The following is a 25,014-nucleotide window of genomic DNA, read 5'->3' as shown; positions in this document are numbered from 1 at the left end:
TTTCGATCATATTGGAAGTTTCGCGGGCTCACAGCGTTGGAATTAATCGTCTGCGAAGGTCGTGTTTATTGAGCTGTCCACCCCCCGTCCACCCTTAAAGATGTTCCGGTTACCATTCGCGCAGCGGGGCTCGCCAAATAAACAGCAGCACCGGCAATATCCTCAATCTTCGCCATGTGCCCCATAGGTATTTTGGATAACAGAAAAGCTTCCTTTTCAGCGGTGTCGACGATTTTACGAACCAGTCCGGTTTCAACGAACGTTGGGCAAAGCGTGTTAACACGAATCCCCTGTTGAGCTAGTTCGACGGCCATTGCCTTGGTCAGCCCTTCTATCGCATGTTTCGTCATGCAATAGACTGTACGATTTGGAGAACCGACATGCCCCATCTGCGAAGAGACATTGATAATGACTCCTTTGGCAGAAACGCGTTTTTCCAACATTTTTCCGACTGCTGCCTGACAAGCTACAAAGCAGGCCCGCACATTTAGGTTCAGCATCGCATCCAGATGATCATCGCTCACCCCCAGAATAGGCTCTGGGTAGTTGGTACCTGCGTTGTTCACCAAGATGTCCAGCGTATCAATGCCAGATATCAAGTCCCGCACTGCAGCACTTTGCGTGACATCGCAAACCCTAATTTCTACCTTACCGCCCCTGCTGCGAATGATAGCTGCGACATTTTCCAAGCTTTCTTTCGTGCGTCCTACCAAAACCAAATCTGCGCCAGCGGCACTGAATGCCAAGGCTATTCCCGCTCCGATTCCCCCGCCTGCACCGGTAATTAACGCAACTTTCCCGTCAAGCCGAGACGACGGAAATACCATTGCTTCTAGCTCATCCGACACACAGTTCCCCTTATAGAATTTTTACCGATACCTATCAAACCGGCGCAGCTCAACGAGGAGACAGTTATTCCACGATGCCGGCGTAGGGCACATCTTGTTGGCCGTAGCGACGAACTCGAATATTCGCCTGCTCGCCATGGCCAGCGAAGCCTTCAAGCGCACACAGCCTCGAGCAGTAAGAGCCGATTAGCGCTGACGCTTCATCAGCGAGTACGCGCTGATAAGTGCAGGTTTTCAAGAACTTGCCCACCCACAATCCACCCGTATACCTCGCCGCTTTTTTGGTGGGTAGCGTGTGGTTGGTACCGATTACCTTGTCTCCGAATGCGACATTGGTACGTGGCCCCAAAAACAGAGCGCCATAGTTACGTATGTTATCCAGAAACCAGTCTGGGTTGTTGGTCATGACTTGTACATGCTCAAACGCGAGGTCATTGGCAATAGCCAGCATCTCATCGTTGCTGTCTGCAACAATGACTTGTCCGAAATTCTCCCATGATTGGCGAGCTACGTCGGCAGTTGGGAGGATATGAAGCAAACGCTCGACCTCAACAATAGTGTCGCGAGCAAGTTTCTCGGAGGTCGTCAGTAAAATTGCTGGCGAGTCAGGCCCGTGCTCAGCCTGGCCAAGCAAGTCAGTAGCGCACAATTCCCCGTCTACGCTGTCATCGGCGATTACGAGTGTCTCAGTTGGCCCGGCGAATAGATCGATACCTACACGGCCAAAGAGCTGACGTTTCGCTTCAGCGACAAAGGCGTTGCCGGGCCCAACCAGAATGTCCACGGGAGAAATGGTCTCGGTTCCAATCGCCATCGCCGCGATAGCTTGAACACCACCAAGACAATAGATTTCATCTGCACCGGCCATGTGTTGTGCGGCAACGATTGCGTGAGCAGGCTTACCATTGAACGGCGGCGCGCACGTGATTACCCGAGGCACCCCTGCAACCTTGGCCGTAACAACGGACATGTGAGCCGAAGCGAGCAGCGGATATTTCCCACCTGGTACGTAGCACCCCGCGGCATTCATGGGAAGGTTTTTATGACCCAGAATCACACCTGGCAAGGTTTCAACTTCAACGTCTTGAATGCTTGCTCTTTGATGTACAGCAAAATTTCGAACTTGGGCCTGGGCGAATTTGATATCGGCTAAGTCACGCTTGGTCAATTGTGAATAGCACGCGTCGATTTCCTCTGCCGACAAGCGATAACTCTCACGCTCCATACCATCAAATTGAATCGCCAGTTCCCTAACAGCGAGGTCTCCTCGTGTTTCTATGTCGGCGAGTATCCGTTCTACAGTAGCACGCACCTGAAGATCAGTTGCCTTCACTGCGGCCGCTTCTGCACCTTTTTTCAACCACCGGGCCATATGGAGGCTCCTTTTTGGATTTTTATGTGCGAGCTTGCATACGTATGCAATCCCAATCATAAGGAGTTTAATGTGGTTTGAAAATAGGCTCATGCGTAAGATTAAAAATTCTTTCCGCAGTAAGGATTCGTTTTCGATGGTCGACAAGAATCGTCGTCTGATCACAGCACATGATGTGGCTCAGTTGGCTGGGGTTTCTCAGTCAGCCGTTTCGCGCACCTACACCAAAGGGGCAAGCGTCTCCCCCGCTACCAGGGAGAAGGTCGAAGCCGCTGCAGCCGCGCTCGGCTATCGACCAAACCTTGCTGCACGATCTTTGATCACACGTCGATCCAACCTGATCGCTGTGGTCGTGCCAAGTATGGCCAATCCATTTTACTCCGCCGTTCTCGAAGCATTGTCCCAAGCGTTTGAGCTGAAGGGATATAGAGTGCTGTTGTTTTCAACGGCCTCCAATGATAATTCCGACCCCATTCTTGAGGACGTACTGAGATATCGAGTGGAGGCCGTTATTCTGGTGTCCTCAACCCTCTCCTCCTCATTCGCAGAGGAATGCAAACAGACTGGACTCCCCGTTGTTCTATTGAACCGAAAAAATGATAGCCAAACCGTCTCAAGCGTCACCAGCGACAACTTTGAAGGCGGGCGTTTGACCGCCAACTTCCTGATCGCCGGTGGACACCAAAACCTCGCCTTTATTGCCGGCAATGACCTGTCTTCGACCAGCCGCGATCGCGAACTGAGTTTCACTAGGGAAATCCTGAGCAACGGCATGCCACCGCCGATGCGCGAGATCGGCAACTTCTCATTTGACGGAGCGATTATTGCGGCCCGACGCCTACTTGCAGCTCGCCAGCCACCGGACGGGATTTTTTGCGCTAATGACCTGATGGCGATTGCAGCGCTGAATGTTGCGACGAAGGAATTCGGCCTCACACCCGGCAAAAACATCTCAATCGTAGGCTTCGACAATATCGAAATGGCCAGATGGCCATTGATAGGCCTAACGACCTATGTACAGCCGACTATGAGTATGGTCCAACGCGCTGTAGAGATCGTCAGCGCCCAGCTATTTGAGTCATCAGAAGTGCCTACCGACAATGTAATTACCGGCAGCCTAATCGTCCGCCAGACGGCACGCCTCCCCTCCTCCGGCTTGATATCCGTAGGGGATGAAACTCACTGGAGGTATGCCCCTGTCAGCTAAGCTGCAATGGGTAGAAGTTGGTACCTATTGATGCCTCAACGGCCGGAGTCAGATGCTTCGGCCTCCCATGACCTTCATAGCCCTTCATTGATTGCTCGGCTCTTTTGAAAAGGGTATCCAAAACAGATCCTTAATGTTCTGATCTCACCGGCGGCATCTAAACCAAGGGAAGAAAAAACCCGCCGTAGCGGGTTTTTTAGGGTCATCAAAAGTCTACTTGACGGGCACTATCGAGAACGCACCGGTGGCGATCATCGCACCCATAATCAGGAAGCTGAGAGCGAATGCCCACTTCATGGTGTACTTCTGATGATCGCTGAACTCGACACCCGCCAGACCACAAAGCAGATATGTTGACGCTACCAGAGGGCTGAGCAAATGCACTGGCTGGCCAACCAGAGAAGCACGACCGATTTCAGCATGGGTGATTCCATAGACTTCAGCGGCTTTAGCCAATACTGGAAGTACTCCGTAATAGAACGCATCGTTTGACATGAAGAAGGTGCCAGGGATACTCGCCAATGCGGTAATAGGCGCCATGTAAGGTCCCCAGGTATCTGGAAGCATCGCCAGGAAACTTGCAGACATCGCATTAACCATACCCGTGCCGGATAGGATGCCGGCGAGGATACCAGCCGCCAGGAAGATCGCGATCTGGTTGAGAGCCGTCGGTGCGTGGGCTGCAATGCGACGACGCTGATCTGCCATATTCGGGTAATTGATGACCAAGCCTACTGAGAACGCCACCATGAACAGAACAGCAAGCGGCAATAGCTCCATGACCAGCGCTGTCATCAAACCGATGGTGAGCAGCGCATTGACCCAAAATAGCTTCGGACGGCGCAGATCCTCATCCTCCTGCGACATGGAAGGCATTCCTGTAACGTCTTCGTCGTAGGCAGCAACTTCAGCATCATGAGGCAAAACGAGCTTGCCCAATCGACTGCGCTCGCGAAGGCCGATGAAATAGGCCAGCGCCATAACGCCCACGAATCCAATGATCATCGACGGGATAATCGGAATAAAAAGATCCGACGTTTCAACCTGCAGTGATGCAGCAGCCCGAGCCAAAGGCCCCCCCCAAGGGAGGAGATTTGTAACACTCGCCGCAAGGATAACTACGCAGGTCAGCGCCAACGCGTTGAGCTGTAGCCGTTTGAACAGCGGTAACATGGCGGTGACCGTAATCATGTACGTGGTCGAGCCATCACCATCCAGCGAAACCATACCAGCCAGGAGCGTGGAGAAAACGACCGCTTTGACCGGATCGCCCTTAATAATTTTCAAGAAGGTGCGAATGATCGGGTCGAACAACCCAGTGTCGAACATCATCCCGAAATAGAGGATGGCGAACATCACCATGATCGCTGTAGGTGCAACCTTTTTTAGGCCATCGATCATCATGTTGCCCATCTCAGGGCCGAAGCCGCCGATCAGAGCAAATACAATGGGTGTGATCGTAAGCGCGACCAAGGGCGAGAGCCGCTTGCTCATGATCAGGGCCATAAAGGTCACGATCATGCCGTAACCAAGCAAAGACAGCATTGGTATGTCCTCGATTAGAAGTACATTGTTTTTATGATTTAGCGCTAATGCGCCTTCGAGAATCAGGTTGGCTACAGCATTGTTCAGTCACATCGTACCGATACAACGGCTGTCAGCTCATATGTAAGCCGCCGTTGATTGAGAAATCAGCACCATTCGCATATCCAGATTCCTCCGATGCTAGCCAGGAGCAGATCGCCGCAATCTCCTCCGGATTACCTAAACGGCGGGAGGGGATTTCGTTAATAATGCGATCCATCGCATCCACCGTGGTAATTGATTTCAGACGCGGGGTGGCGACATAACCAGGGGAAACCGTGTTAACCGTCACACCACGAGATCCCACTTCTTTAGCCAGAGCACGAGTGAAGCCCCGAATGGCTGACTTGGCCGTGGAGTAATTGACCTGCCCTACTTGCCCCAGTTGAGCGTTTACGGATGAGATGTTGATCACTCGCCCCCAGCCACGTGAAACCATGCCGTCGATGACTTGCTTGGTTACGTTGAAAAGGGAGTTCAGGTTGGTATCGATTACCGTTTTCCAATCACCAGGCTGCATGTCCCGAAAAACCACGTTGACCGCAGTGCCAGCATTGTTAACGAGCACGTCTATTGGGCCCACGTCCTTGGTAATTTTTTCAAACGCGAGCTTCGACGACTCCCAGTCAGCGACATTACCTTCAGAGGCGATGAAGTTGAAGCCGAGCTTTTTTTGTTCAGCAAGCCAGGCAGTTTTGCGAGGTGAGTTAGGGCCACAGCCCACAACGACGGTGAAACCGTCTTTGGCGAGACGCTGACATACGGCAGTACCTAAACCACCCATTCCAGCTGTGACATACGCAATGCGCTTAGACATACGAACACTCCTGTTTTGGTTTTTGTTGGGAGTACGACTGGTGAGCCCTGAGGCTTCTGGCCCTAATAAACGTGACCGCACATTGTTTTGCAACGCAATGACGTACAATTCGCAAAAGAGCAACGTTTTACTCTAAAAAACCGCTCATCCAGTCCCAATTTGCACGGTTGATCTTAAAAAGAGCTAAAATCCGGGCCCAAACCTGACGATCAGACCGAGATTTTTAAAACGACCTGATTTTTGCATTTGAACACACCTAAAAGCTGTTCTCTTTAGAAGAACGCAACCCGCTTTTAGGGATGACGCCCCATTTGTTCAGCCACCCCAGCCCCTCGTTAGTGGCGATTAGCGGCCGATACTCACAGCCAATCCAGCCTTCATAGCCAACGGCATCAAGGAAACTGAAAACTTCCGCGAACGCCAAATGGCCCGTGCCGGGCTCATGCCTACCCGGCCAATCCGCAACCTGAACGTGCTGGATGCGGTCAAGCCAGGCCTTCAGAGCACCTAAGCCATCACCTGTCACCAAGTGAGCGTGGTACACATCAAGAATCAGGCCTAATTCAGGAATCGCGTCCAGCACAGGTGAGGCTAAATCGAAGTTACATAGGTAGTAACCGGGCATCTCCTTGGCACTAATGACCTCAATGAGGCTGGTGATACCTTGATCAGCCAGATAATCAACGGCATATCGCAAATTCCTCAGATAGGTCTGGCTATCGGTACTGAGCTCGTTGGTAATGTTAGTACCTGACATCAGGTGGATATGGGTGCAACCCAATCGGTTCGCGTAGTCCACGGCCGTTGCTAGCCCCGCCCTGAACTCTGAATCTCGCGACGTTGCTGCGGCCAACCCTTTCGTTAACCCCATAGGCGCAGCGAACTGCACCATTTTCAACTGATGCTCTTTCAACAAGTCCGAGATCACTGACGCTTCATAATCGTAGGGTGTCGGAAACTCAACCGCTCGAAATCCTGCTAAGGCAGCAGCTTCGAATCGTTTGAGAAAAGGCTTTTCCGTGAACTGAAATCCAAGGTGTGCATTAAAATTGAGCATTTTGCCAAGCCTCTGACATGGGCATATGAAGTGAGATCAGCTTTCCAGGCAAGCACGAAGCTTGAGCACCGCACTGTCTGGCGTGGTGAGGATGTTCAGCGCGGTCGTTTTTTTGGCCGCATCAGCCGCGGTTACCATGGAGAACTGCGCAAAACACACAAGATCCTGTTCCTCGATACCAGCCACGAGCTCAGCGATCATTTGATCGTGGAGCAGTGCGTTGCCTGAGCGCAGGGCTTCCAACGCCTCTGGGCAGGTGAAGCTTGTGAGCTCAAGAGAAAGCCCCGCTGAGTTGGCCGCTTGAGAGAGCTCTTCAGTTATGGATTCGATAGCAGGAGCGAACGTTGCAACGATAGCGATTCGGGACGCCTGAGCGATCGCCTCACTAATCATCGCTTCATTGGGTTTGAGCACCGGTATGGATAGCTGGTTTTTGCACAGATCAATGGCGTCGCCAAACGCCGAGCAAGTAAACAAAATCCCTTCTGCCCCCGCTTGAACGGCGTAGTGTGCAAGTGATAAAAATCGATGTTTGAGCTCATCAGTGATACGCCCAGCGTTGGCCAGATCCTGAGAAAGCGAATCTTCGAGCAGGTTTGCCAATTGAGCCTCAGGCCACAATCTAGCGAATGCCTGATTGATAGGTTCGATGGCTACTGAGGTGGCGTGGATGAGAAAAATACGCTTGGGTGTCATGAATGACCTCTGTCTTCGTTCTTGATACGGCAATTTCGCGCGAAGCCCGTGCCGCCATGAGAAACGGTTGGTATGGTATTTTGGTGAAACGGAATGCAATTGGAATTGCACGCCGCAACGTAATGTCCAGGCGCAATAACTCTCGATGAAGCCGACGATAAAAAAAGATCTTGCTGAGCAATTGGCCCCAAAGATCATTGATATGGCTCGGGCACGCTCCATGCGCGCTGGCGAGCCTTTGCGCGAAGAAGCCTTTGCCAAAGAGCTCGGTGTTTCCCGATCCCCCATACGCCGGGGTTTTGCGTTGCTCGAAGAGCTCGGCTTGGCGACCAAAGAACCCAATCGAGGCTACTACCTGACCTGCGACGCCAGTACGATCGACATCAGCGATAAGCTCCTGGACGCAGATCCTTTCGAAGATTTTTACCTGCGTGTTGTTGACGACGTGCTTCGCGGTGAGGTCCCCACTACATTTTTCGAAGCAGAGCTGATCCGTCGGTATGAAGTGCCTCGCGGACAACTCATCAAAGTATTGAATCGGCTGGCGAACGAAGCCATGATCGAGCGCAAGCCTGGCCAGGGTTGGGAGATCAACAACTTCCTCCATGACTCGAACGCCCACATTCAAAGCTATCGGTTTCGCATGGCGATTGAGCCCGCAGCCATACTTGAGCCGGGATACAAGGTCGACGAGGTCGCGTTTGCAAAGGCCAGACAAGTTCAGCAAGAGTTGCTTGACGGCGATATTTTCAAACTTTCCCGCTCCCAGCTTTTCCAGATCGGAGCGCAACTGCATGAGCTGATTGTTCGCTGCTCGGGCAATGCTTTTTTTCTGGAAGCCATCCGGCGTCAGAACCAACTGCGACGTTTTATGGGCTACAAAGCCAACGTCGATAGAACTCGACTGATCAGTCAATGTCAGGAGCATATTCATTTGCTCGATCTCATCCAGTCGGGCCGACGCCTTGAAGCCGCTGACTTCCTGCGCAACCACCTGGACATCGTAGGCCGCCTCAAGACAGCCAAAGAAGCCAAGGATGAGCTTGAGCAACAGAAAATCATCGAAGGCTCAGTGTCGACTTAGTTGGCAGGAACAGGTTCGTTGAGAATTACTACGCCATCGTCGTCCCCATAGAGACGATCACCATTGGCGATTGTCTGCCCTGCAAAGGTCACGGGATCGCCCACTTGCCCTTCAAAACGCTTGACCGACTTGCGCGGTGATGCCCCCAAGGCTTTGATCGCGATAGGCAGCTTTTCAAGCACCGCCCGATCGCGGACGTAACCGAAAATAAGCACACCCGCCCAACCGTTCCTCACCAAATCCTCAGCAATGATATCCCCCAGTAACGCGCAGCGATCGCTTGCCCCGCCATCTACCACCAAGACCTTACCTACTCCGGATTCTGCGCTCAGCTCCTTGATACGGGAGTTATCTTCAAAGCATTTAACGGTCACCGCCTCCCCAGTGAAATCCTTCCTGCCACCCAGATCCTGGAATAGCGGCGCAAGAACCCGCGCCTTGTCGCCGAATTCATCACACAGATCAGTCGTTTTAAAAGACATAAACACTCCAGGTTGCAGGGGTAAAAGCAATTTGTGAAAACAAAGGTTGCACAATCTGGATATTGATGCAATAAAATGCAATCTGTCAGGGCGCAATTTTGACGACCGGACACCGAAAACGCGATTCAGTCGCCAGACGGTAAAGGCTAGGCAACCGTCTTCATGTCATTGTATTTCGTCCTTACGTGGTACATAAAATTCTCGGGCACCGTACGGCCTGCCTCAGCTTCGAATAAAAAAAGTTAGGAGATTGTGATGCGTATTCTTGTTCTTCCCTGCGATGGTATCGGCCCGGAAATCGTCGAATCTTCGATGTCTGTCCTTCATGCAGTTAACAAAAAATTCAGCCTGGGTCTGACGTTCGACTATGACGACGTCGGCTTCAAAAGCCTCGAAAAGCACGGGACCACCCTACGCGACGAGATCCTGGAAAAGGCCAAGACCTACGACGGTATCATTCTGGGCACTCAATCTCATGCTGATTACCCGGTTCCTGAAAAAGGCGGTCGTAACGTATCCGCTGGCTTCCGTATCGGCCTCGATCTTTACGCTAACGTCCGCCCTGCACGCACTCGCCCTTTCCTGACTTCGAACATGAAAGAAGGCAAGACCATGGATCTGGTGATCATGCGTGAAGCCACCGAAGGCTTTTATCCAGACCGCAACATGAGCCGTGGCTGGGGCGAAGTTATGCCGAGCCCGGACATGGCACTGTCGACCCGCAAAATCACCCGTCATTGCAGCGAGCGTATTGCACGCCGCGCTTTCGAACTCGCGATGAAGCGAAACAAGAAGGTAACTGCGATCCACAAAGCTAACAGCTTTCACATGACAGATGGTTTGTTCCTGGAGGCTGTGCGTCACGTAGCCAAGGACTTCCCTGAAGTTCAACTGGACGATTTGCTGGTCGACGCCTCAACTGCTCACCTGGTGCGCAGCCCAGAGCGTTTCGATGTTCTGGTTGCGACCAACTTCTACGGTGACATCATCAGCGATCTGGCCAGCGAGCTGTCCGGTAGCCTCGGCCTGGCCGGTTCGATCATGGCCAGTGACGTGCACTGCGCCGCTCAGGCCCAGCACGGTTCGGCGCCGGATATCGCAGGCAAGGACATCGCTAACCCTGTATCGATGATCCTTTCCGTTGCCATGCTGCTGCAATGGATGGGTGAGCAGCGCAACAACTCCAACCTGGTGGCTGCTGCTGCCGAGATGGATCGTGCTATCGACGTTGTTCTGGAAAGCCCGGAAAAACGTACCCCTGATCTGGGCGGCAAGCTGGGCACCAAAGCGTTCGGCGAAGAAGTAGCCAAGGTCATCCTGGGCTAATTGAAAGAGGAGCAACGCTCGCGTTGCTCCTCTTTGCTTTATCCAGGCATTTCCATACCAACAAGAATTCAATATCCAATCATAGCGATCACTGATCGCCATGGTAGGAGCGGGAGGATTAGCAGTGACTAAATTGTTGCTGGGCTGCATCGCCGACGACTTTACCGGCGGCACCGATCTTGCCAGTACACTGGTGCGCGGCGGCATGCGCACGCTGCAGGTGATCGGCATTCCCAAAGAGCCTATCCCGGATGACATTGACGCGGTGGTTGTTGCACTCAAGACCCGCACGTTGCCGGCAGATGAAGCGGTCAGTGAATCGCTGGAGGCCTTGGAGTGGCTTAAAAAGATCGGATGTCGTCAGTATTTTTTCAAATACTGCTCGACCTTTGACTCCACCCCGAAAGGTAATATCGGCCCAGTAGCCGACGCGCTGATGGCGTCTCTGGGTGTCGACTTCGCCATCGCTTGCCCTGCCTTTCCCGACAACAAACGAACGGTCTATCAAGGACATCTGTTTGTCGGTGACGTACTGCTGAGCGAGTCGGGTATGCGTCATCACCCACTAACGCCCATGACGGATTCGAATCTGGTCAATGTGCTTCAGCAGCAGACCCGCAAGAAGGTCGGGCTCGTACCCCACAGCGCCGTCTCTAAAGGCAATGGTTTGCTCAAGAAAACTTTGGCGCAGGTCAAGGATTCCGGGTATTCCTACGCCATCGTCGACGCGGTAACCGATGATGATTTACGGGCAATTGCTGTCGTCATTCAGGATCACCTACTGGTCACGGGTGGCTCCGGGATTGCCTTGGGCCTGCCTGATAACTTTGGTCGCAAAGGCCTATTGATCGGTAGCGAAGCCGCCTCTGAGCTGCCGTCTGTTGGTGGTCTTAGTGCCGTGCTGTCCGGCAGTTGTTCGGTTGCCACAAACGCTCAAGTCGCGCACTGGCAGTCCACAAGACCGAGTTTTCAAATCGACCCACTTACGCTCGCCAAAGGCGAAGATCAGGTAACGCAGGCGTTGGAATGGGCAAAAAGCATCATTCAGAACGAGCCCGTACTGATTTACGGTAGCGCCAAGCCAGAGACAGTTAAAGCTGCTCAAGAACTGCTTGGCGTCGAAGCAGCGGGACAGATTGTTGAAGATGCACTTTCACGCATTGCGATTGGCCTGGTCGACTTGGGTGTAAGAAAGCTTGTCGTCGCCGGCGGCGAAACTTCGGGCGCAGTCGTGAAGGCGCTTAATGTGGAAGCACTTCGCATTGGGGCATCTATCGATCCTGGCGTGCCTTGGACAGTAGGTCTCAGAGATGTACCCATCGCGTTGGCGCTGAAGTCGGGTAATTTCGGAACCGTAGATTTCTTTGAGAAAGCATTGGGGCAAGTGCAATGAGCGAAACCAAGCTTCGCGAAGAAATTGTGCTGCTCGGTAAGTCAATGTATGACCGGGGACTGACCCACGGTGGCACAGGCAACATCAGTGCACGGGTCGACGATGGTTGGCTTCTGACGCCAACAGGATCCTCGCTGGGCAGGCTGGATCCGGCGCGACTGTCCAAACTCGACTGGAGCGGTCGCCATATCAGCGGCGACAAGCCGTCCAAAGAGGCGCTCCTGCATTTGGCGATGTATGAGGAGCGGCCAACCAGCGGTGCTGTCGTGCATCTGCACTCAACGCACTCTGTTGCTGTTTCGGTGTTGGACGGCCTTGATCCTGACGATTTGCTGCCGGCAATCACCGCGTATTACGCAATGCGCGTAGGCAAGCTTCCACTCGTTCCGTACTACGCTCCAGGTGATCCGGCATTGGCTGACGCAGTGCGTTCTTTCTCCGGGAAACACCATGCAATGCTATTGGCACATCACGGGCCAGTGGTAGCGGGCTCTGACTTGAGCGCCGCCGTGGACGCTACCGAGGAGCTGGAAGCTACTGCGCAGCTATTTCTGCTGATTTTCCAACATAAATTCAAGACGCTGACACCCGAGCAGATTGCTGATCTGCAACGGCGGTACGCACAGCGCTAAGCGAGACGAAAAATGCGCCACGACCTGCTGAGCCTGGAAATATTCATGGCGGTTGCTGAGCAGAGAAACCTTACCAGGGCAGCCGAACGCTGCCATCTGGCGACTTCTGCTGTCAGCAAACGGATCAGCGAGCTGGAAGCCAAGGTCGGGGCGAGTTTGTTTGTCAGGTACCCACGCGGGATGGAGCTAACCCCGGCGGGTCAGTCATTAAGGCATTACACCGTACAATTGATGGAAACACTGGGGAAAATGGATTCTGAGCTGGGTGAATACGGCTCCGGTACCAAAGGCCATATCCGCTTGCACGCTATTACCTCAGCACTGGCGCAGCACCTGACTCTGGATATCAGTCGCTTCCTGAACAGTTATCCAGAGATCAAGTTCGACATTGAGGAACGGGTTGGTGCAGCCATCGTGAGAGCTGTGGCAGACGGTCGCGCTGATCTTGGGATCATCGCGGAGCAGACACCCGCGATGGGGCTCGATTCGATCGCTTACCGTGCTGATGAACTTGTTGTCGCGGTGTCCGACACACACCCATTGGCTGAATTCACAGGTGTCAGCTTCGAACGAGCATTGTCGTACGAGTTTATCGGCCCCCATCAGGAAAGCTCCGTCCACAACCTGCTTTCTGAGCATGCCAGTAAGCTTGGTACATCAGTGCGGCAGCGAATTCGCGTCACCAGTTTTGAATGCATGTGCCAGATGGCCTCGGCAAATCTGGGCATTTGTATCCTGCCTCGTGATGTTCTGCGGCGATATCTCAAGCCACTGCATCTGCATGCCATCACCCTGGAAGAACCTTGGGCGCACCGGCAACTGAACATCGTGTCTCGAAACTTTGAAGCATTGGCACCCACGGTGAAAGCGTTTGTAGGGCACCTGACGGCTTAACGTTCACATGAGGAGAACGCCTCCTTCTTGAAGGATCAATTTTCGCAGAGGGGGCCGTTGCTTAGGATCACTGTATCAATCGGTGCCAAGCATCTCCGACTCACGAACGCCAGTTGCAGGTCATATGATTTCAGCCATCGACCCACGGTTTCTCAATCATCTCCACATAGGTGAGCTCGAGTACGCCTTTGTTGATCTCAAAAAAGTCGTTTCAGCGGACAAGCTCATCACTCTTCCCTATTCGCTGCGGATTTTGCTGGAGAACGTCGCACGCTGCTCACCAGGCTCGTTGCCAGACTTCCTGGAGTGCCTGGATACTCAACGAACAGACTGCGAAGTGCCTTTTTTTCCAAATCGTCTAATGTTTCACGACACCACGTGCTTGCCTGCACTGGCGGATTTCGCCGGTATGCGAGACATGGTCAGTGAGATGGGCGGAACATCAGCCACGATGAATCCGATGATTCCCGCAGTGCTGACCATCGACCACTCCGTCATCGTGGAAAGCTATGCAGAGGCAGATTCGGTAGAACGCAATTTGGACATCGACTATCGCCGAAATTCTGAGCGCTATCGCTTCATCAAATGGGCACAGGAGAGCCTGGACAACTTCAAGGTAGTGCCGCCTGGCACCGGCATCATCCACCAAGTGAACATGGAATCGCTGGGTAGGGTTGTCTGGGAAAGCAGCACTACTGATGGCGAGCCATTGCTGCACCCTGATGACATGGTCGCGACCGATAGCCACACACCCATGATCAACGCGATCGGTATTCTCGGTTGGGGCGTCGGCGGACTTGAGGGCCAGGCAGCCATGCTCGGAGAACCTGTTCCTATCAGCTTCCCCGAGGTCATAGGCATCCGTCTGACCAACCGCTTGCGCCCAGGTGTCACCGCCACTGACCTGGCACTGCGCGTCACCCAAATCCTGCGCGCACGGGGCGTGGTTGGTAAATTCGTCGAGTTCTGCGGGCCGGGGTTATCAGGACTGAGTTGGGCCGCTCGTGGAACGCTCTCAAATATGGCGCCAGAGTACGGGGCGACCGTAGTATTTTTCCCATTCGATGATACGACGATGCAATACATGCGTCTGACCGGACGCGACGATGACGCCCTGGCAAAAATTGACGCTTACCTGCCTCTTCAAGCGCTATGGCGTCATGACAGCGATCCTGAGCCGCAATTCACGGAAGTGATCGAGCTAGACCTGAACGCTATCGAGTTGAGCGTTGCAGGCCCGCATCAACCGCATCAATGGCGCAAACTCTCAGATGCAGCGCTCTCATTCCGCCAGGACATCATGGGAGAAGGTGCCGATGTGATAGCAACTACCGCCGACGAGAACGCCACTTTCTTCGAACCGTCTTTTGGCGAGGCTGTAAGCCATGGCGTGATCTCGATCGCCGCTATTACCAGCTGCACAAATACTGCCAACCCCAGCCAGATGGTTCAGGCGGGTCTGTTTGCGCGCAATGCTCGGGCTCGTGGCTTGCAGCGTAAACCTTGGGTAAAAACGTCTTTGTCACCTGGCTCGCAGGTAGTCGCCGACTACCTCGAAAACGCAGATTTGATGGCTGATTTCTCAGCGCTGGGATTCGATCTGGCCGGCTTTGGTTGCATGACCTGTATCGGTAACTCCGGCAAGCTGGAACCGCACATGGAAACGTTCGCCGATGAAGGCCTCAAGACCGTTGTGGTGCTTTCTGGAAACCGCAACTTTGAAGGTCGGGTCAATCCGAAAGTCCAGATCGGCTACCTGGCATCACCTGCTTTGGTTGTCGCCTATGCAATCGCGGGCACGATAAACACTGATATCCAGCATCAACCCTTGGGCAAAGATCCTGACGGTAACGATGTGTTTCTACATGAGCTAATGCCGCATGACGACCAGGTGAACGCACTGGTCAAGTGCACCGTATTGCCGGAGCTGTTTCGCAGACGCAATGCGACACTTTGGAACGGCACTCATCATTGGCAACAACTGTCAGCGGTTGGCAGTGTCCAGTTTCCATGGGATCCGGCATCTACCTACCTGCGCCGCCCCATTTATCTTCAAGGCGTCAGCGCACTGCCCGCTGAATCGCTGACCATCACAGGCGCTCGCCCTCTGATGGTGCTGGGCGATAACGTGACCACCGACCACATCTCCCCTGCGAGTGCGATCCCTAGCGAAAGCCAGGCTGGGCAGTGGCTACTTCATCGTGGTGAGGCAGCTGACGATCTAAACCAATACTCGACTCGACGCAGCAACCACGAAGTGATGATGCGTGGAGCTTTCGTTAACCGGGCGGTGAAAAATCAATTGCTGCTGGAACAGCCTGCCGCAGGTGGCTGGGCAAAAAACATCTCCGGTGAGGTCATGCGCGTTTACGACGCAGCGCTAACTTATGTCGAAAACAAGATCCCACTGCTGATATTCGCAGGCTTCAACTACGGAGCGGGTTCAAGCAGGGACTGGGCGGCAAAGGCTCAGGCGACCCTAGGGGTGAAAGCGGTGGTGGCTCGAAGCTTCGAACGAATCCACCGCAGTAACCTCATTGGCATGGGTGTGTTCCCGATCGAATTCAACGCAGGCCAAAGCGCAGCCGACCTCTCGCTCGATGGATCTGAGCAGTTTGACCTGAATGGACTGGACAGCTTGACCGTAGGGGTCAACTCAATTCGGTTGCTCATCACAAGAAATGGCCAGCAGTGCCCATTCGAGCTCGTCCTGAAGATCGATTCAAGCCAGGAAATTCTGTACCTGCGCCAAGGCGGCATTCTTCCTTACGTAGTCAGAAAAGTCGTTTCCAACACGAAAAAATCTGTGGAGAGCTGCGCATGAACACCACCGAAATCTGTGACCAGTTGAAAGAGCGCGCTCAGTTTCTTCCACCGCGTTTTAAAAGCTTTGGGGGACGGCATCAGTTCAGGGGCGAGGCGGTCACTATCAAGTGCTACGAAGACAGCTCAAGGATCAAGGAAGCCATCGCCACAGATGGGCGCGGCAAAGTGCTAGTCGTCGACGCAGGCGGCAGCGAACGTTGTGCCGTGTTCGGTGACATGAGCGCTCAGATAGCGATAGATAACGGTTGGGAAGGGATCGTCATTAATGGGTGTTTGCGCGACGTCAGACGCATCGCTGCGATGGATATCGGCGTTCGAGCATTGGGGGCTGTACCCAAAGGCTCTAACCGACAAGGTCAAGGCCTTTGCGGGATTGCGGTCACACTCGCCCACATTACTGTTCAGCCCGGTGACCTGATCGTCGCCGACGAAGATGGTTTGCTTGTCTTAACAGCATCAGACGCGAGTTTGATCGCCTGACTTTTTAACTCGGAGCTGTGTATGTACGCATACGTTGGATGCCGCACAACGCGAGAAAGAAACGCTCGCGGGGATGGAATCAATGTTTACAAGGTTGATCAGGCGACAGGATCACTTGCCCACATTCAGCTCGTGGACAGGCTGACCAACCCCTCCTTCCTGACTTTGAGCAAGAACCAGAATTTTCTGTACTGCGTGCATGGGGATCGCGAAGAAGCCAGCGCGTTCTCGATCAACCAAGATGGGTCTTTGTCGTTACTGAACACCGTTACGACGGGAGGCCTCAACCCGGTTCACTTGGCTATTGACCCCGAAAATCGCTTTCTGGTGGTCAGCAACCATTCAAGCGGCTCACTCGCAGTGATCGAGATCCAGACCGACGGGAAACTCGGCGAGCTTGTTCAATGCACGATTATGGAAGGGCCAATAGGGCCCCATCGCATAGAACAAAACCATGCGAAGCCCCATTTCAACCCATTTGATCCGAGCGGGCGCTTTATCATCGTTCCGGACAAAGGGCTGGACAGGGTTTTTAGCTTCGAGTTCGACTCCACCAGCGGCACATTCATACCAGCCAGCGTGCCCTATGTAGTAAGCCGTGAAGGTGCCGGGCCACGGCATATTGCATTTCACCCGACCCTGCCACTTGCCTACGCTATTAACGAACTGGATTCGACCGCCACCACTTACGGGTTCGACAGTGCAACCGGGGGGCTGACTGCATTACAGGTGCTCTCATCGCTGCCAGAGAGTTTCGTCGGCACCAGCCGGGCTGCTGAGATTGAAGTGGATAAAGCTGGTCTGTTTCTTTACGCGTCCAATCGGGGCTACGACAGTATTGCGCTGTTCTCTATCAATCAACAGAACGGGTTGCTCACCTTTGTCGAAGCATTCCCTACTGGCGGTCAGACGCCCCGCTTCTTTGCGCTAAGTCCGTCAGGCCAGTTCCTGTATGCGGCGAACGAGGATACCGACACCATCATCACATTCTCGGTCGATCCCGCAACTGGGCGCCTGAGCCAGACAGGGCACATTGTGGAAACAGGCAGTCCGGTATGTATGGTGTTCGCTGACCGTCGCGATTTTGCCTAATGAAATTATTTCTAAAGGGATTTAGCACGTGGTGGGGAACGCCCGTCTTGGGCATATGCGGTGCGATGCTTGCGACCTGGTTGCATTGGCCGTTGCCGTGGATAATCGGCTCGATGCTGGCCATCATCCTGGTGCGGTGCATCGGCTGGCATGTTAGCGAAATCCCAAAAGGAAGAATTTCCGGCCAATGGATGATCGCAACATCCATCGGCCTGCATTTCACACCTCTGGTACTGGACGAGATCATCCAACGCTTTCCCATGATGCTGTTTGTGGCCTTCCTTACACTAGGGATCGCACTCGTGGGTATCAGCTTCATGCATCGCCGTGGAATGGATCTGACTACCGCCTATTTCGCATTCATGCCGGCAAATTTTGCGGAGATGATCCAGCTAGGAATCCGGCATGAGGCTGATGTAGGGAAAATCGCTGCAGCCCACAGCGTCAGGCTGGTACTAATCGTTCTGTGCGTGCCGCCTACCATGTTTTATCTAGCGCACATTTTGCCCAACGCGTCCTATGCCAGGCTGCCAACAGATTGGCGCTGGCTGGCTCCGATGCTCTTGGGAGGGGCGCTGGTGGCCATGACCTGGAAGCGCCTCGGCTGGCCAAACCCCTGGATGTTTGGCCCAATGGCGCTGTGTGCGATCTGTACGGCGCTGTTTGATCTGCAGATGGCGTTACCGGTGGAACTGAGCCATTACGGACAACTGATGATCGGCTGCGCATTGGGCATCCATTTTGACCGGCAGTTCTTCAAGTCAGCCCCGACTTACCTGCTGAAGGTGGCCGCCTTTACGCTGTCGATGATTGGCTTTACCGTCCTGGTGGCGTGGCTCTTGAGCCACATCATCGGTCTACCGACCTCCACACTTGCGCTGGGCATGATGCCGGGCAGCAGCACAGAGATGTACCTCACCGCAGAGGCTTTGCATTTGGCGGTAGGATTGGTGACGGCGATGCAGATCATGCGGTTGATCGTGGTGATGCTGTTTGCTGAGCCAATTCATAACTGCTGGGTAAAGCGGCGCTCCTCACAGGAACAGAAGGTCGACTGAAGGTATTGGTGTAGGGTTGCTCGACCTTAGTCGAAAGGCCCTACACGACCATTAGGCATTTTCGGTGGAGGTCTGATCTTCAACCCGCAACTTAAGAATCGGCGACTTGCGAGCAAACGACCCACTGAGGTGACGCTTCATCAAATGTGCCGCGTCCAGGTTGTTGCCCTGCTCCACCAGCTCGATCATCTGAATATGCTCGGTACACTGCTTGTAAAGGCGCTTGCGGTCGATCATTGAGCGGTACTCCAGCAGACGACGCATGTTGTTCATCTGTTTGAGGATCATCAGGTAAAGCGGATTCCCGGAGAGTTTGATGAACTCTTCATGAAAGCGGATACCGTTTTTGAGCAGCACATCAGCTGGCAGCGTATCAATCCCACCGTCCAGCATGTCCTGCTGTTCCTTCTTCAGGCGACGCAGGACTTCCATGTCATGCTGGTAGGTCGACTCAAGTAATGCTGCTGGCTCGATGAGCGACCTGACCTTGTAAATTTGCTCCAGCGTTTCTGGAGTCTTCGCAACATCCAGGAAGCGCCAGCCGTATCCAGGCTTAGGCTCTACCCAACCCACCTTGGCGGCCCGGTTGAGAATATCGATTACTTGCACCTTGGTCAGGCCGTATCGGTTACGCAAGAACTGCTCGGTCACTTCCTGAGGAATCAGATTGTTCAGCCAATCTTCGGAGAGCCGGTAATACTCCTCAGGTTCTTCGAGTGATCGCACCTCGTCATTGAGTGCAATGACTTCATGCGCCCGCTCCAGGACGAAGAAACCCCGGTTGGCAAATTGCTCCAAGTAGCCATCATTCGCAAGCGTGACCAAGGCCTCACGGGCCGGAGACCGGGACACTTTGAATTCATCAGCCACTTTCTGGGCGCTCATGTGCGCACCCACTTCAAGTTCTTTGACCTGAATTTTCTGGCGGATTTCTGCGACGATCCTTTGTACTAGAGCGCTTGAAGCCATTCTTCACTCACTGACTTGTTAAAAACTTGAACGATGATCCTTCGCTGGCGTGGCCAGTGCTGCCGGAGTATAAGTCCAGCGAAGGGTTCCTGGCGCATTTTCAGATCTGGAAGTGCCTAACCATGGTGTTGAGCTCTGAAGCCAGATTGGCCAATGACTGCGAAGCTGCCGTGGTTTGACGCGAGCCTTCGGAAGACTGAATCGAAAGCTCTCTGATATTGAGCAGATTCTGATCCACTGAGCGAGCCACATGCGCCTGTTCTTCAGCCGCAGTGGTGATCACCAGATTTCGGTCATTGATCTCATCATTCGCCGAGACAATCTCTTCCAGCGCAACTTTGGCTAACTCCGCAAGCTCCAGGGTCTGGTGAGTCATGTTACTGCTGGTTTGCATGGTACCAACCACGTCAGCAGTGCCTTTCTGGATACTACCAATCATTTCCTCGATTTCACGGGTCGATTGAGCTGTCCGGTGAGCCAACGCCCGTACTTCATCAGCAACTACTGCAAACCCCCTGCCCGCCTCGCCCGCCCGTGCAGCCTCAATGGCGGCATTGAGTGCGAGCAAATTGGTCTGTTCAGCAATTGTACGTATGACATCAAGCACCTTGCCAATGCCTTGAGCCTGATCGGCAAGCCCACCTACCTGCTCGGAGCTTATGGCTACACCGTGAGTCAGGCCCTGGATTGCAGACAACGCCTCCATCATTCGCTGCTGCCCTTTCAGAGCAATCGCCCGGGACTCTTGCGATAGGTCAGACGTTGATGAAGCGTTCCTCGCGACCTCTTCAATCGCGGCGGTCATCTCCGTGACAGCCGTAGCTGCCTGCTCAATCTCACCGTGCTGCTGTTGCAGATCCCGGCTCCCCTCAACCGTTACCGCGTTTAGCTCTTCGGCGGCAGATGCCAACTGCGTGGAAGAGCCCGTAATTTGTTTGAGAGTAGTAAGCAGGCTGCCCTGCATGGTGGCCAGCGCTGCAAGCAAGCGGCTCGCCTCGTCGTTTCCTTCGGGATTGATCGGCTTGGTCAGATCGCCCTTTGCGATAGTTTCGGCCACCTGCACTGCAGCCATGATGGGCAATGTGATACTACGGGTGAGCAACCACGCCACTAGTATCGTGCCGATGCCCACCAGCAAGATAACCAGGCTAATGCCTTGCACGGCCTTCGAGTAGGCCCTGTCAGAGTGCTGACCCGCAAGTTCGGCACCCTCATTTGCCCGATCAATCAGGTCGTCAAAGTTTTTGGTCATCTGATCGTAAGAGTCTCGAATCGTCATCAGATAAGCGCGTGCACGGGTTTTATCCCCCTGACGTGAAAGCCTTAGCAACTCAAGATGATTTTTGGCATACGTTTCCAGGCTACGGTTAAACGCCTCCAATCGGTTTTTATCATCATCTGTCGTCAACAGATTTGCATAGGTCGCCATCTGCTCACGCACACTCTTCAAACGCCCAGCGGTCTTTTCCTCGTAAGACTGCATCTCATCATCAGTGGTCGACAGAATGTGCTGCATGGAACCCATTCGGTAACGGTTCAATGATGCATTGGAGGCCCCCAACGCTCGGACACGCTGCATCCAATTGTCCTGGATATCGGCGGCTTGCACCTGGACATCTCGAATCTGCTTCAGCGCGAACAACCCGAGGAACACGCTCAGCAATGCGATGGCTGCGAATCCTATAAACGCCCGGGGAGCAATCCGAATCTTCCTCATCAACATTGGAAGAGCCCCTTGGCGAACGAAATGAGCGAGGACAGAACCTCGGTAAAAAATTGCTGAGACTGAGAGATTTCCCGGTGCCCGGTACCACAGAGCTTTTCAGTTGGCATGTTTTGTTTACCAGCGTTGGAAGTGGGTGCGCTTGGCGGTTAAGCCGCGATTTCTTGTTATGCGTTCGAACCTCAACCTCTTGCTGCCGCGTGCAGTAACGCCCCTTCGAGCGCGAGGGCTGCAGTCGAACAGCACCGGCGATTCAGTCAGATCTGGAAAGCCAGCTGACACTACCAAAATAATATTGCATTTTAACGCTACAATGTGCGAATCTTTTTGAACCCACACATCATTGATTCGGCCAAAAGACGAGCTACTTTAGCGCATAAAATCAAGATAAATTAGAGTAAAAAGGCCGTAAAACGGGTTTTCGAAACGCATTGAAACGCGTCGAACTGGCTTTCAGCCAACAAATAGAATCTGGTTATTTACGCGTAAAAATCCATTTTGCACCATTACCTACAAAATTCCTCAAGGAACCCCGTAATGCAGAGAAGAACCAAGATCGTTGCCACCCTCGGCCCCGCCACCGAAACCAGGGAGGCCATCGAGGGGCTGATCAAGGCCGGTGTTGATGTAGTGCGTCTTAATTTCTCCCATGGAAGCGCTGAAGATCACATTGCCCGGGCAACTCTGGTACGGGAGCTGGCCGCAAAGAATGGACGCTTTGTGGCCGTGCTGGCTGACTTGCAAGGCCCGAAGATTCGTATCGCCCGGTTTGCAGAAGGTAAGGTGGTCATTCAAAAAGGACAGCAGTTCGTGCTGGATGCCTCCCTGGACAAAAATGCTGGTGATCATCACCGAGTGGGGATCGACTACGAAGCACTGATCACTGACAGCCGTCCGGATGACATCCTTCTGCTGGACGATGGACGAATTGAGCTCAAAGTTCTTCGCGTTGAAGAAACCAAGTTGCAGTGCGAGGTCATCGTCGGCGGCCCCCTCTCTAATAACAAGGGCATCAACCGCAAGGGAGGCGGCCTTTCGGCGTCGGCGCTGACAGAAAAGGATCGCGTCGACATTAAGACCGCTGCGACCATGAAGGTCGACTATCTCGCAGTGTCCTTCCCACGGGATGCAGCAGACATCCACCTGGCTCGCCAGCTATTACATGAAGCGGGCGGCGAGGCCGGACTGGTCGCCAAAATTGAGCGCGCAGAAACCGTCAACGATGTGAGCATCCTTGATGCAATCATCGAAGCGTCAGAAGCGGTGATGGTGGCACGCGGGGATCTGGGGGTCGAAATTGGTGATGCCGAACTGGTTGCCGTGCAAAAGCTGATCATTGATCGAGCTCGCGCACTCAATCGCGTTGTGATCACCGCGACCCAAATGATGGAAACCATGATCACTCAGTCGATGCCGACTCGCGCGGAAGTGTTCGATGTGGCAAACGCCGTGCTCGATGGCACTGATGCGGTCATGCTTTCTGCAGAGACAGCAGCTGGTGCCTACCCTGTTGAAACCGTTGATGCTATGCATCGGGTGATCATGGGCGCAGAAAAGCATCCATTGGCACACCGATCAAAGCACCGCGTTGATGAGGTCTTTCACAAGATTGACGAATCGGTCGCGATGTCTGCCATGTACGCCGCCAACCACCTGCACGGTGTCAAAGCGATCATCTGCATGACTGAAAGTGGCGATACGCCTCGACTGATGTCGCGTATTCGCTCACACCTGCCCATCTTCGCCTTTTCGAGAAATACCCGCACTCAGAACCGGGTCACGATGTTTCGCGGCGTCACGACCATCCCGTTCGACTCCGACGACTATCCCAACGAGGAAGTTAATCACCGCGCCGTAGATGAGCTAGTGCGTCGAGGGGTTGTGGCTGATGGCGATCACGTATTGATTACGAAAGGTGATTACGCCAACGCCCAAGGCGGGACGAACTCACTCCGGGTAGTCCGGGTCGGCGAAGCGATTCGCTGAGGAGCATCACTATGCAGAGCACGAATAACGCTAAAGGTGAAGCGACCGAAAACTGGCCACGCGACTTCGACATCCGCGCTCAGTACGCGGAACAGCAAGAGCTGCAGATCGATGACGTCTCGCCAACCGTTGCTGTCACCGTCCAGCAAGATACCCCTTTGCAAGGTAATCATAAAAATGACTAACAAAAGCATGATCGTAAATGTCGTCGCTCATGAAATCCTGGACTCGCGCGGCAACCCAACCGTCGAGGCCGTAGTGACATTGGCGGGCGGTATCAAAGCAACAGCAAGCGTACCGTCGGGTGCTTCTACTGGGTCTCGCGAAGCGCTGGAGCTGCGCGATGGCGGCATACGTTACAAAGGTAAAGGCGTTCTCAAGGCCGTTGCCAATGTGAACACCGCCATTCGAGATGAGATCGTCGGCATGGACGCTCTCAACCAGCGGGCAATTGATGCCGCGATGATAGAGCTCGACGGTACGGACAGTAAACGCAATCTGGGCGCCAACGCGGTTCTGGCCGTGTCTCTAGCAACTGCCAAAGCCGCTGCTGAGTACAAATCGATCCCGCTTTACCAGCACCTTGCTGCGCTGTACGGCCAGGCTGGTCGCTTCAGCATGCCAGTCCCCATGATGAACATCATCAATGGTGGCGAACACGCTGATAACAACGTCGACATTCAAGAGTTCATGATTCAGCCGGTTGGCGCACCATCGTTCAAAGAAGCACTGCGCATTGGCGCCGAAATTTTCCACACCCTCAAGCAAGTGCTGACAGAACGCGGGCTTAGTACCGCCGTGGGTGATGAAGGAGGATTTGCTCCTTCGCTGAGCTCGAACGAAGAAGCGTTGGTGGTCATCAAAGAAGCCGTCGAACGCGCCGGCTACGAGCTGGGTAAAGACATCACCATGGCGCTGGATTGCGCCGCATCCGAATTCTACAAAGATGGCAAATACGTACTGGCTGGTGAGGGCAAATCTTTCGACTCCGAAGGTTTCGCAGACTATCTGGCATCGCTATGTGACAAGTACCCAATTATCTCGATAGAAGACGGCATGGACGAGAGCGACTGGGTAGGCTGGGCTGCGCTGACCAAAAAGCTGGGTTCACGGGTTCAACTGGTTGGTGACGATCTGTTTGTCACCAACACCTCCATCCTGCGCGAAGGCATCGAGAAAGGCATCGCTAACTCGATCCTGATCAAGTTCAACCAGATTGGGAGCCTCAGCGAAACACTGGACGCTATCCGCATGGCGCAGGACGCGGGTTATACCGCCGTGATTTCTCACCGCTCGGGCGAAACAGAAGATACGACTATCGCCGATCTTGCAGTAGCGACCTGCGCAGGTCAGATCAAGACAGGCTCCCTTTGCCGCTCCGACCGCGTCGGTAAATACAACCGTCTGCTTCGTATCGAGGCAGCGCTTCAGGAGTCTGCCCCCTACAGCGCTGAGCCACTGCTCAAGCGCAACGCATAGGAGGCCTTC

The 25,014-nt window shown here is 53.7% G+C and carries 22 protein-coding genes and 1 pseudogene; 13 read left to right on the top strand and 10 right to left on the bottom strand.

The window, feature by feature from the left end:
- Positions 1–65 precede the first annotated feature (65 nt).
- Entirely contained in the window at positions 66–827 is a 762-nt protein-coding gene (locus tag NRB16_RS25250) for an SDR family NAD(P)-dependent oxidoreductase (RefSeq protein ID WP_257107256.1), read from the bottom strand.
- An 85-nt stretch (positions 828–912) separates the two neighbouring features.
- Entirely contained in the window at positions 913–2,220 is a 1,308-nt protein-coding gene (gene hisD / locus NRB16_RS25245; protein WP_257107241.1) for a histidinol dehydrogenase, read from the bottom strand.
- A gap of 70 nt (positions 2,221–2,290) precedes the next feature.
- Here hisD and NRB16_RS25240 point away from each other — a divergent pair, with 70 nt between their 5' ends.
- Positions 2,291–3,427, top strand: coding sequence for a LacI family DNA-binding transcriptional regulator (locus NRB16_RS25240; protein WP_257107240.1), 1,137 nt, complete (start codon positions 2,291–2,293; stop codon positions 3,425–3,427).
- Between the two features lie 213 nt (positions 3,428–3,640).
- Here NRB16_RS25240 and NRB16_RS25235 read toward each other — a convergent pair whose 3' ends face one another.
- The 4 genes from NRB16_RS25235 to NRB16_RS25220 all read right to left on the bottom strand — a co-directional run bounded on the left by NRB16_RS25235 (position 3,641) and on the right by NRB16_RS25220 (position 7,581).
- On the bottom strand, positions 3,641–4,972 hold the full coding sequence (locus tag NRB16_RS25235; RefSeq protein ID WP_257107239.1) for a CitMHS family transporter: 1,332 nt from the start codon (positions 4,970–4,972) through the stop codon (positions 3,641–3,643).
- A gap of 112 nt (positions 4,973–5,084) precedes the next feature.
- The gene (gene phbB / locus NRB16_RS25230) at positions 5,085–5,828 is read right to left on the bottom strand and encodes an acetoacetyl-CoA reductase (RefSeq protein WP_257107238.1); all 744 of its coding nucleotides are present in this window, start codon (positions 5,826–5,828) and stop codon (positions 5,085–5,087) included.
- A gap of 256 nt (positions 5,829–6,084) precedes the next feature.
- The gene (locus tag NRB16_RS25225; protein ID WP_257107237.1) at positions 6,085–6,885 is read right to left on the bottom strand and encodes a hydroxypyruvate isomerase family protein; all 801 of its coding nucleotides are present in this window, start codon (positions 6,883–6,885) and stop codon (positions 6,085–6,087) included.
- Positions 6,886–6,921: 36 nt separating this feature from the next.
- Positions 6,922–7,581 carry an aspartate/glutamate racemase family protein gene (locus NRB16_RS25220; RefSeq protein ID WP_257107236.1) on the bottom strand — a complete coding sequence of 220 codons (660 nt, stop codon included), beginning with the start codon at positions 7,579–7,581 and terminating at the stop codon, positions 6,922–6,924.
- Positions 7,582–7,726: 145 nt separating this feature from the next.
- Here NRB16_RS25220 and NRB16_RS25215 point away from each other — a divergent pair, with 145 nt between their 5' ends.
- Positions 7,727–8,665, top strand: a complete 939-nt coding sequence (locus tag NRB16_RS25215) for a GntR family transcriptional regulator (protein ID WP_257107235.1) — start codon at positions 7,727–7,729, stop codon at positions 8,663–8,665.
- Here the strand turns inward: NRB16_RS25215 and rraA (NRB16_RS25210) are convergent.
- Positions 8,662–9,147: a ribonuclease E activity regulator RraA gene (gene rraA / locus NRB16_RS25210; RefSeq protein WP_257107234.1), complete on the bottom strand. Its 486-nt coding sequence runs from the start codon at positions 9,145–9,147 to the stop codon at positions 8,662–8,664. The genes NRB16_RS25215 and rraA (NRB16_RS25210) overlap by 4 nt on opposite strands.
- A gap of 255 nt (positions 9,148–9,402) precedes the next feature.
- On the opposite strand from rraA (NRB16_RS25210), the gene NRB16_RS25205 reads away from it, so the two are divergent.
- From NRB16_RS25205 to NRB16_RS25170, 8 genes are all read left to right on the top strand, one after another.
- Positions 9,403–10,473, top strand: a complete 1,071-nt coding sequence (locus tag NRB16_RS25205) for an isocitrate/isopropylmalate dehydrogenase family protein (RefSeq protein ID WP_257107233.1) — start codon at positions 9,403–9,405, stop codon at positions 10,471–10,473.
- Between the two features lie 100 nt (positions 10,474–10,573).
- Positions 10,574–11,866: a 3-oxo-tetronate kinase gene (gene otnK, locus NRB16_RS25200; protein ID WP_306456526.1), complete on the top strand. Its 1,293-nt coding sequence runs from the start codon at positions 10,574–10,576 to the stop codon at positions 11,864–11,866.
- A complete protein-coding gene (otnC, locus tag NRB16_RS25195) occupies positions 11,863–12,498 on the top strand; it encodes a 3-oxo-tetronate 4-phosphate decarboxylase (RefSeq protein ID WP_257107231.1) in 636 nt (211 codons plus the stop codon). The genes otnK and otnC overlap by 4 nt, the downstream gene beginning before the upstream one ends.
- Positions 12,499–12,510: 12 nt before the next feature.
- On the top strand, positions 12,511–13,392 hold the full coding sequence (locus tag NRB16_RS25190) for a LysR family transcriptional regulator (RefSeq protein WP_257107230.1): 882 nt from the start codon (positions 12,511–12,513) through the stop codon (positions 13,390–13,392).
- Between the two features lie 124 nt (positions 13,393–13,516).
- A complete protein-coding gene (gene acnA, locus NRB16_RS25185; protein ID WP_257107229.1) occupies positions 13,517–16,216 on the top strand; it encodes an aconitate hydratase AcnA in 2,700 nt (899 codons plus the stop codon).
- Positions 16,213–16,698 (top strand): ribonuclease E activity regulator RraA, encoded by a 486-nt coding sequence (gene rraA / locus NRB16_RS25180; RefSeq protein ID WP_257107228.1) that lies wholly within the window; start codon positions 16,213–16,215, stop codon positions 16,696–16,698. The genes acnA and rraA (NRB16_RS25180) overlap by 4 nt, the downstream gene beginning before the upstream one ends.
- Before the next feature lie 21 nt (positions 16,699–16,719).
- Positions 16,720–17,790, top strand: a complete 1,071-nt coding sequence (locus NRB16_RS25175) for a lactonase family protein (protein WP_257107227.1) — start codon at positions 16,720–16,722, stop codon at positions 17,788–17,790.
- Positions 17,790–18,848, top strand: a complete 1,059-nt coding sequence (locus NRB16_RS25170; RefSeq protein WP_257107226.1) for an AbrB family transcriptional regulator — start codon at positions 17,790–17,792, stop codon at positions 18,846–18,848. Before NRB16_RS25175 ends, NRB16_RS25170 begins: the two co-directional genes overlap by 1 nt.
- Before the next feature lie 51 nt (positions 18,849–18,899).
- On the opposite strand, the gene NRB16_RS25165 is transcribed toward NRB16_RS25170, so the two are convergent.
- The 3 genes and pseudogenes from NRB16_RS25165 to NRB16_RS29855 form a co-directional block, all read right to left on the bottom strand.
- Positions 18,900–19,817: a GntR family transcriptional regulator gene (locus NRB16_RS25165; protein ID WP_257107224.1), complete on the bottom strand. Its 918-nt coding sequence runs from the start codon at positions 19,815–19,817 to the stop codon at positions 18,900–18,902.
- A 100-nt stretch (positions 19,818–19,917) separates the two neighbouring features.
- On the bottom strand, positions 19,918–20,781 hold the full coding sequence (locus NRB16_RS29860; RefSeq protein ID WP_373568509.1) for a methyl-accepting chemotaxis protein: 864 nt from the start codon (positions 20,779–20,781) through the stop codon (positions 19,918–19,920).
- Positions 20,776–21,534 (bottom strand): annotated as a pseudogene (locus NRB16_RS29855) (MCP four helix bundle domain-containing protein); the annotation flags it as partial. The pseudogene NRB16_RS29855 and the gene NRB16_RS29860, both read right to left, overlap by 6 nt.
- Positions 21,535–22,077: 543 nt before the next feature.
- Between NRB16_RS29855 and pyk the strand changes: the two are divergent.
- The 3 genes from pyk to eno are packed head-to-tail and all read left to right on the top strand — an operon-like array spanning position 22,078 to position 25,005.
- Entirely contained in the window at positions 22,078–23,526 is a 1,449-nt protein-coding gene (gene pyk, locus NRB16_RS25155) for a pyruvate kinase (RefSeq protein ID WP_257107222.1), read from the top strand.
- Positions 23,527–23,537: 11 nt separating this feature from the next.
- Positions 23,538–23,711, top strand: a complete 174-nt coding sequence (locus NRB16_RS25150) for a hypothetical protein (RefSeq protein ID WP_257107221.1) — start codon at positions 23,538–23,540, stop codon at positions 23,709–23,711.
- Positions 23,712–23,718: 7 nt separating this feature from the next.
- The gene (eno, locus tag NRB16_RS25145) at positions 23,719–25,005 is read left to right on the top strand and encodes a phosphopyruvate hydratase (RefSeq protein ID WP_373568508.1); all 1,287 of its coding nucleotides are present in this window, start codon (positions 23,719–23,721) and stop codon (positions 25,003–25,005) included.
- Positions 25,006–25,014 lie beyond the last annotated feature (9 nt).

This window comes from Pseudomonas sp. LJDD11 (genome assembly GCF_024584215.1).
Lineage (GTDB): Bacteria > Pseudomonadota > Gammaproteobacteria > Pseudomonadales > Pseudomonadaceae > Aquipseudomonas.
The sequence above is the reverse complement of the archived record's forward strand: the minus strand, read 5'-3'. Positions and strand labels throughout refer to the sequence as shown.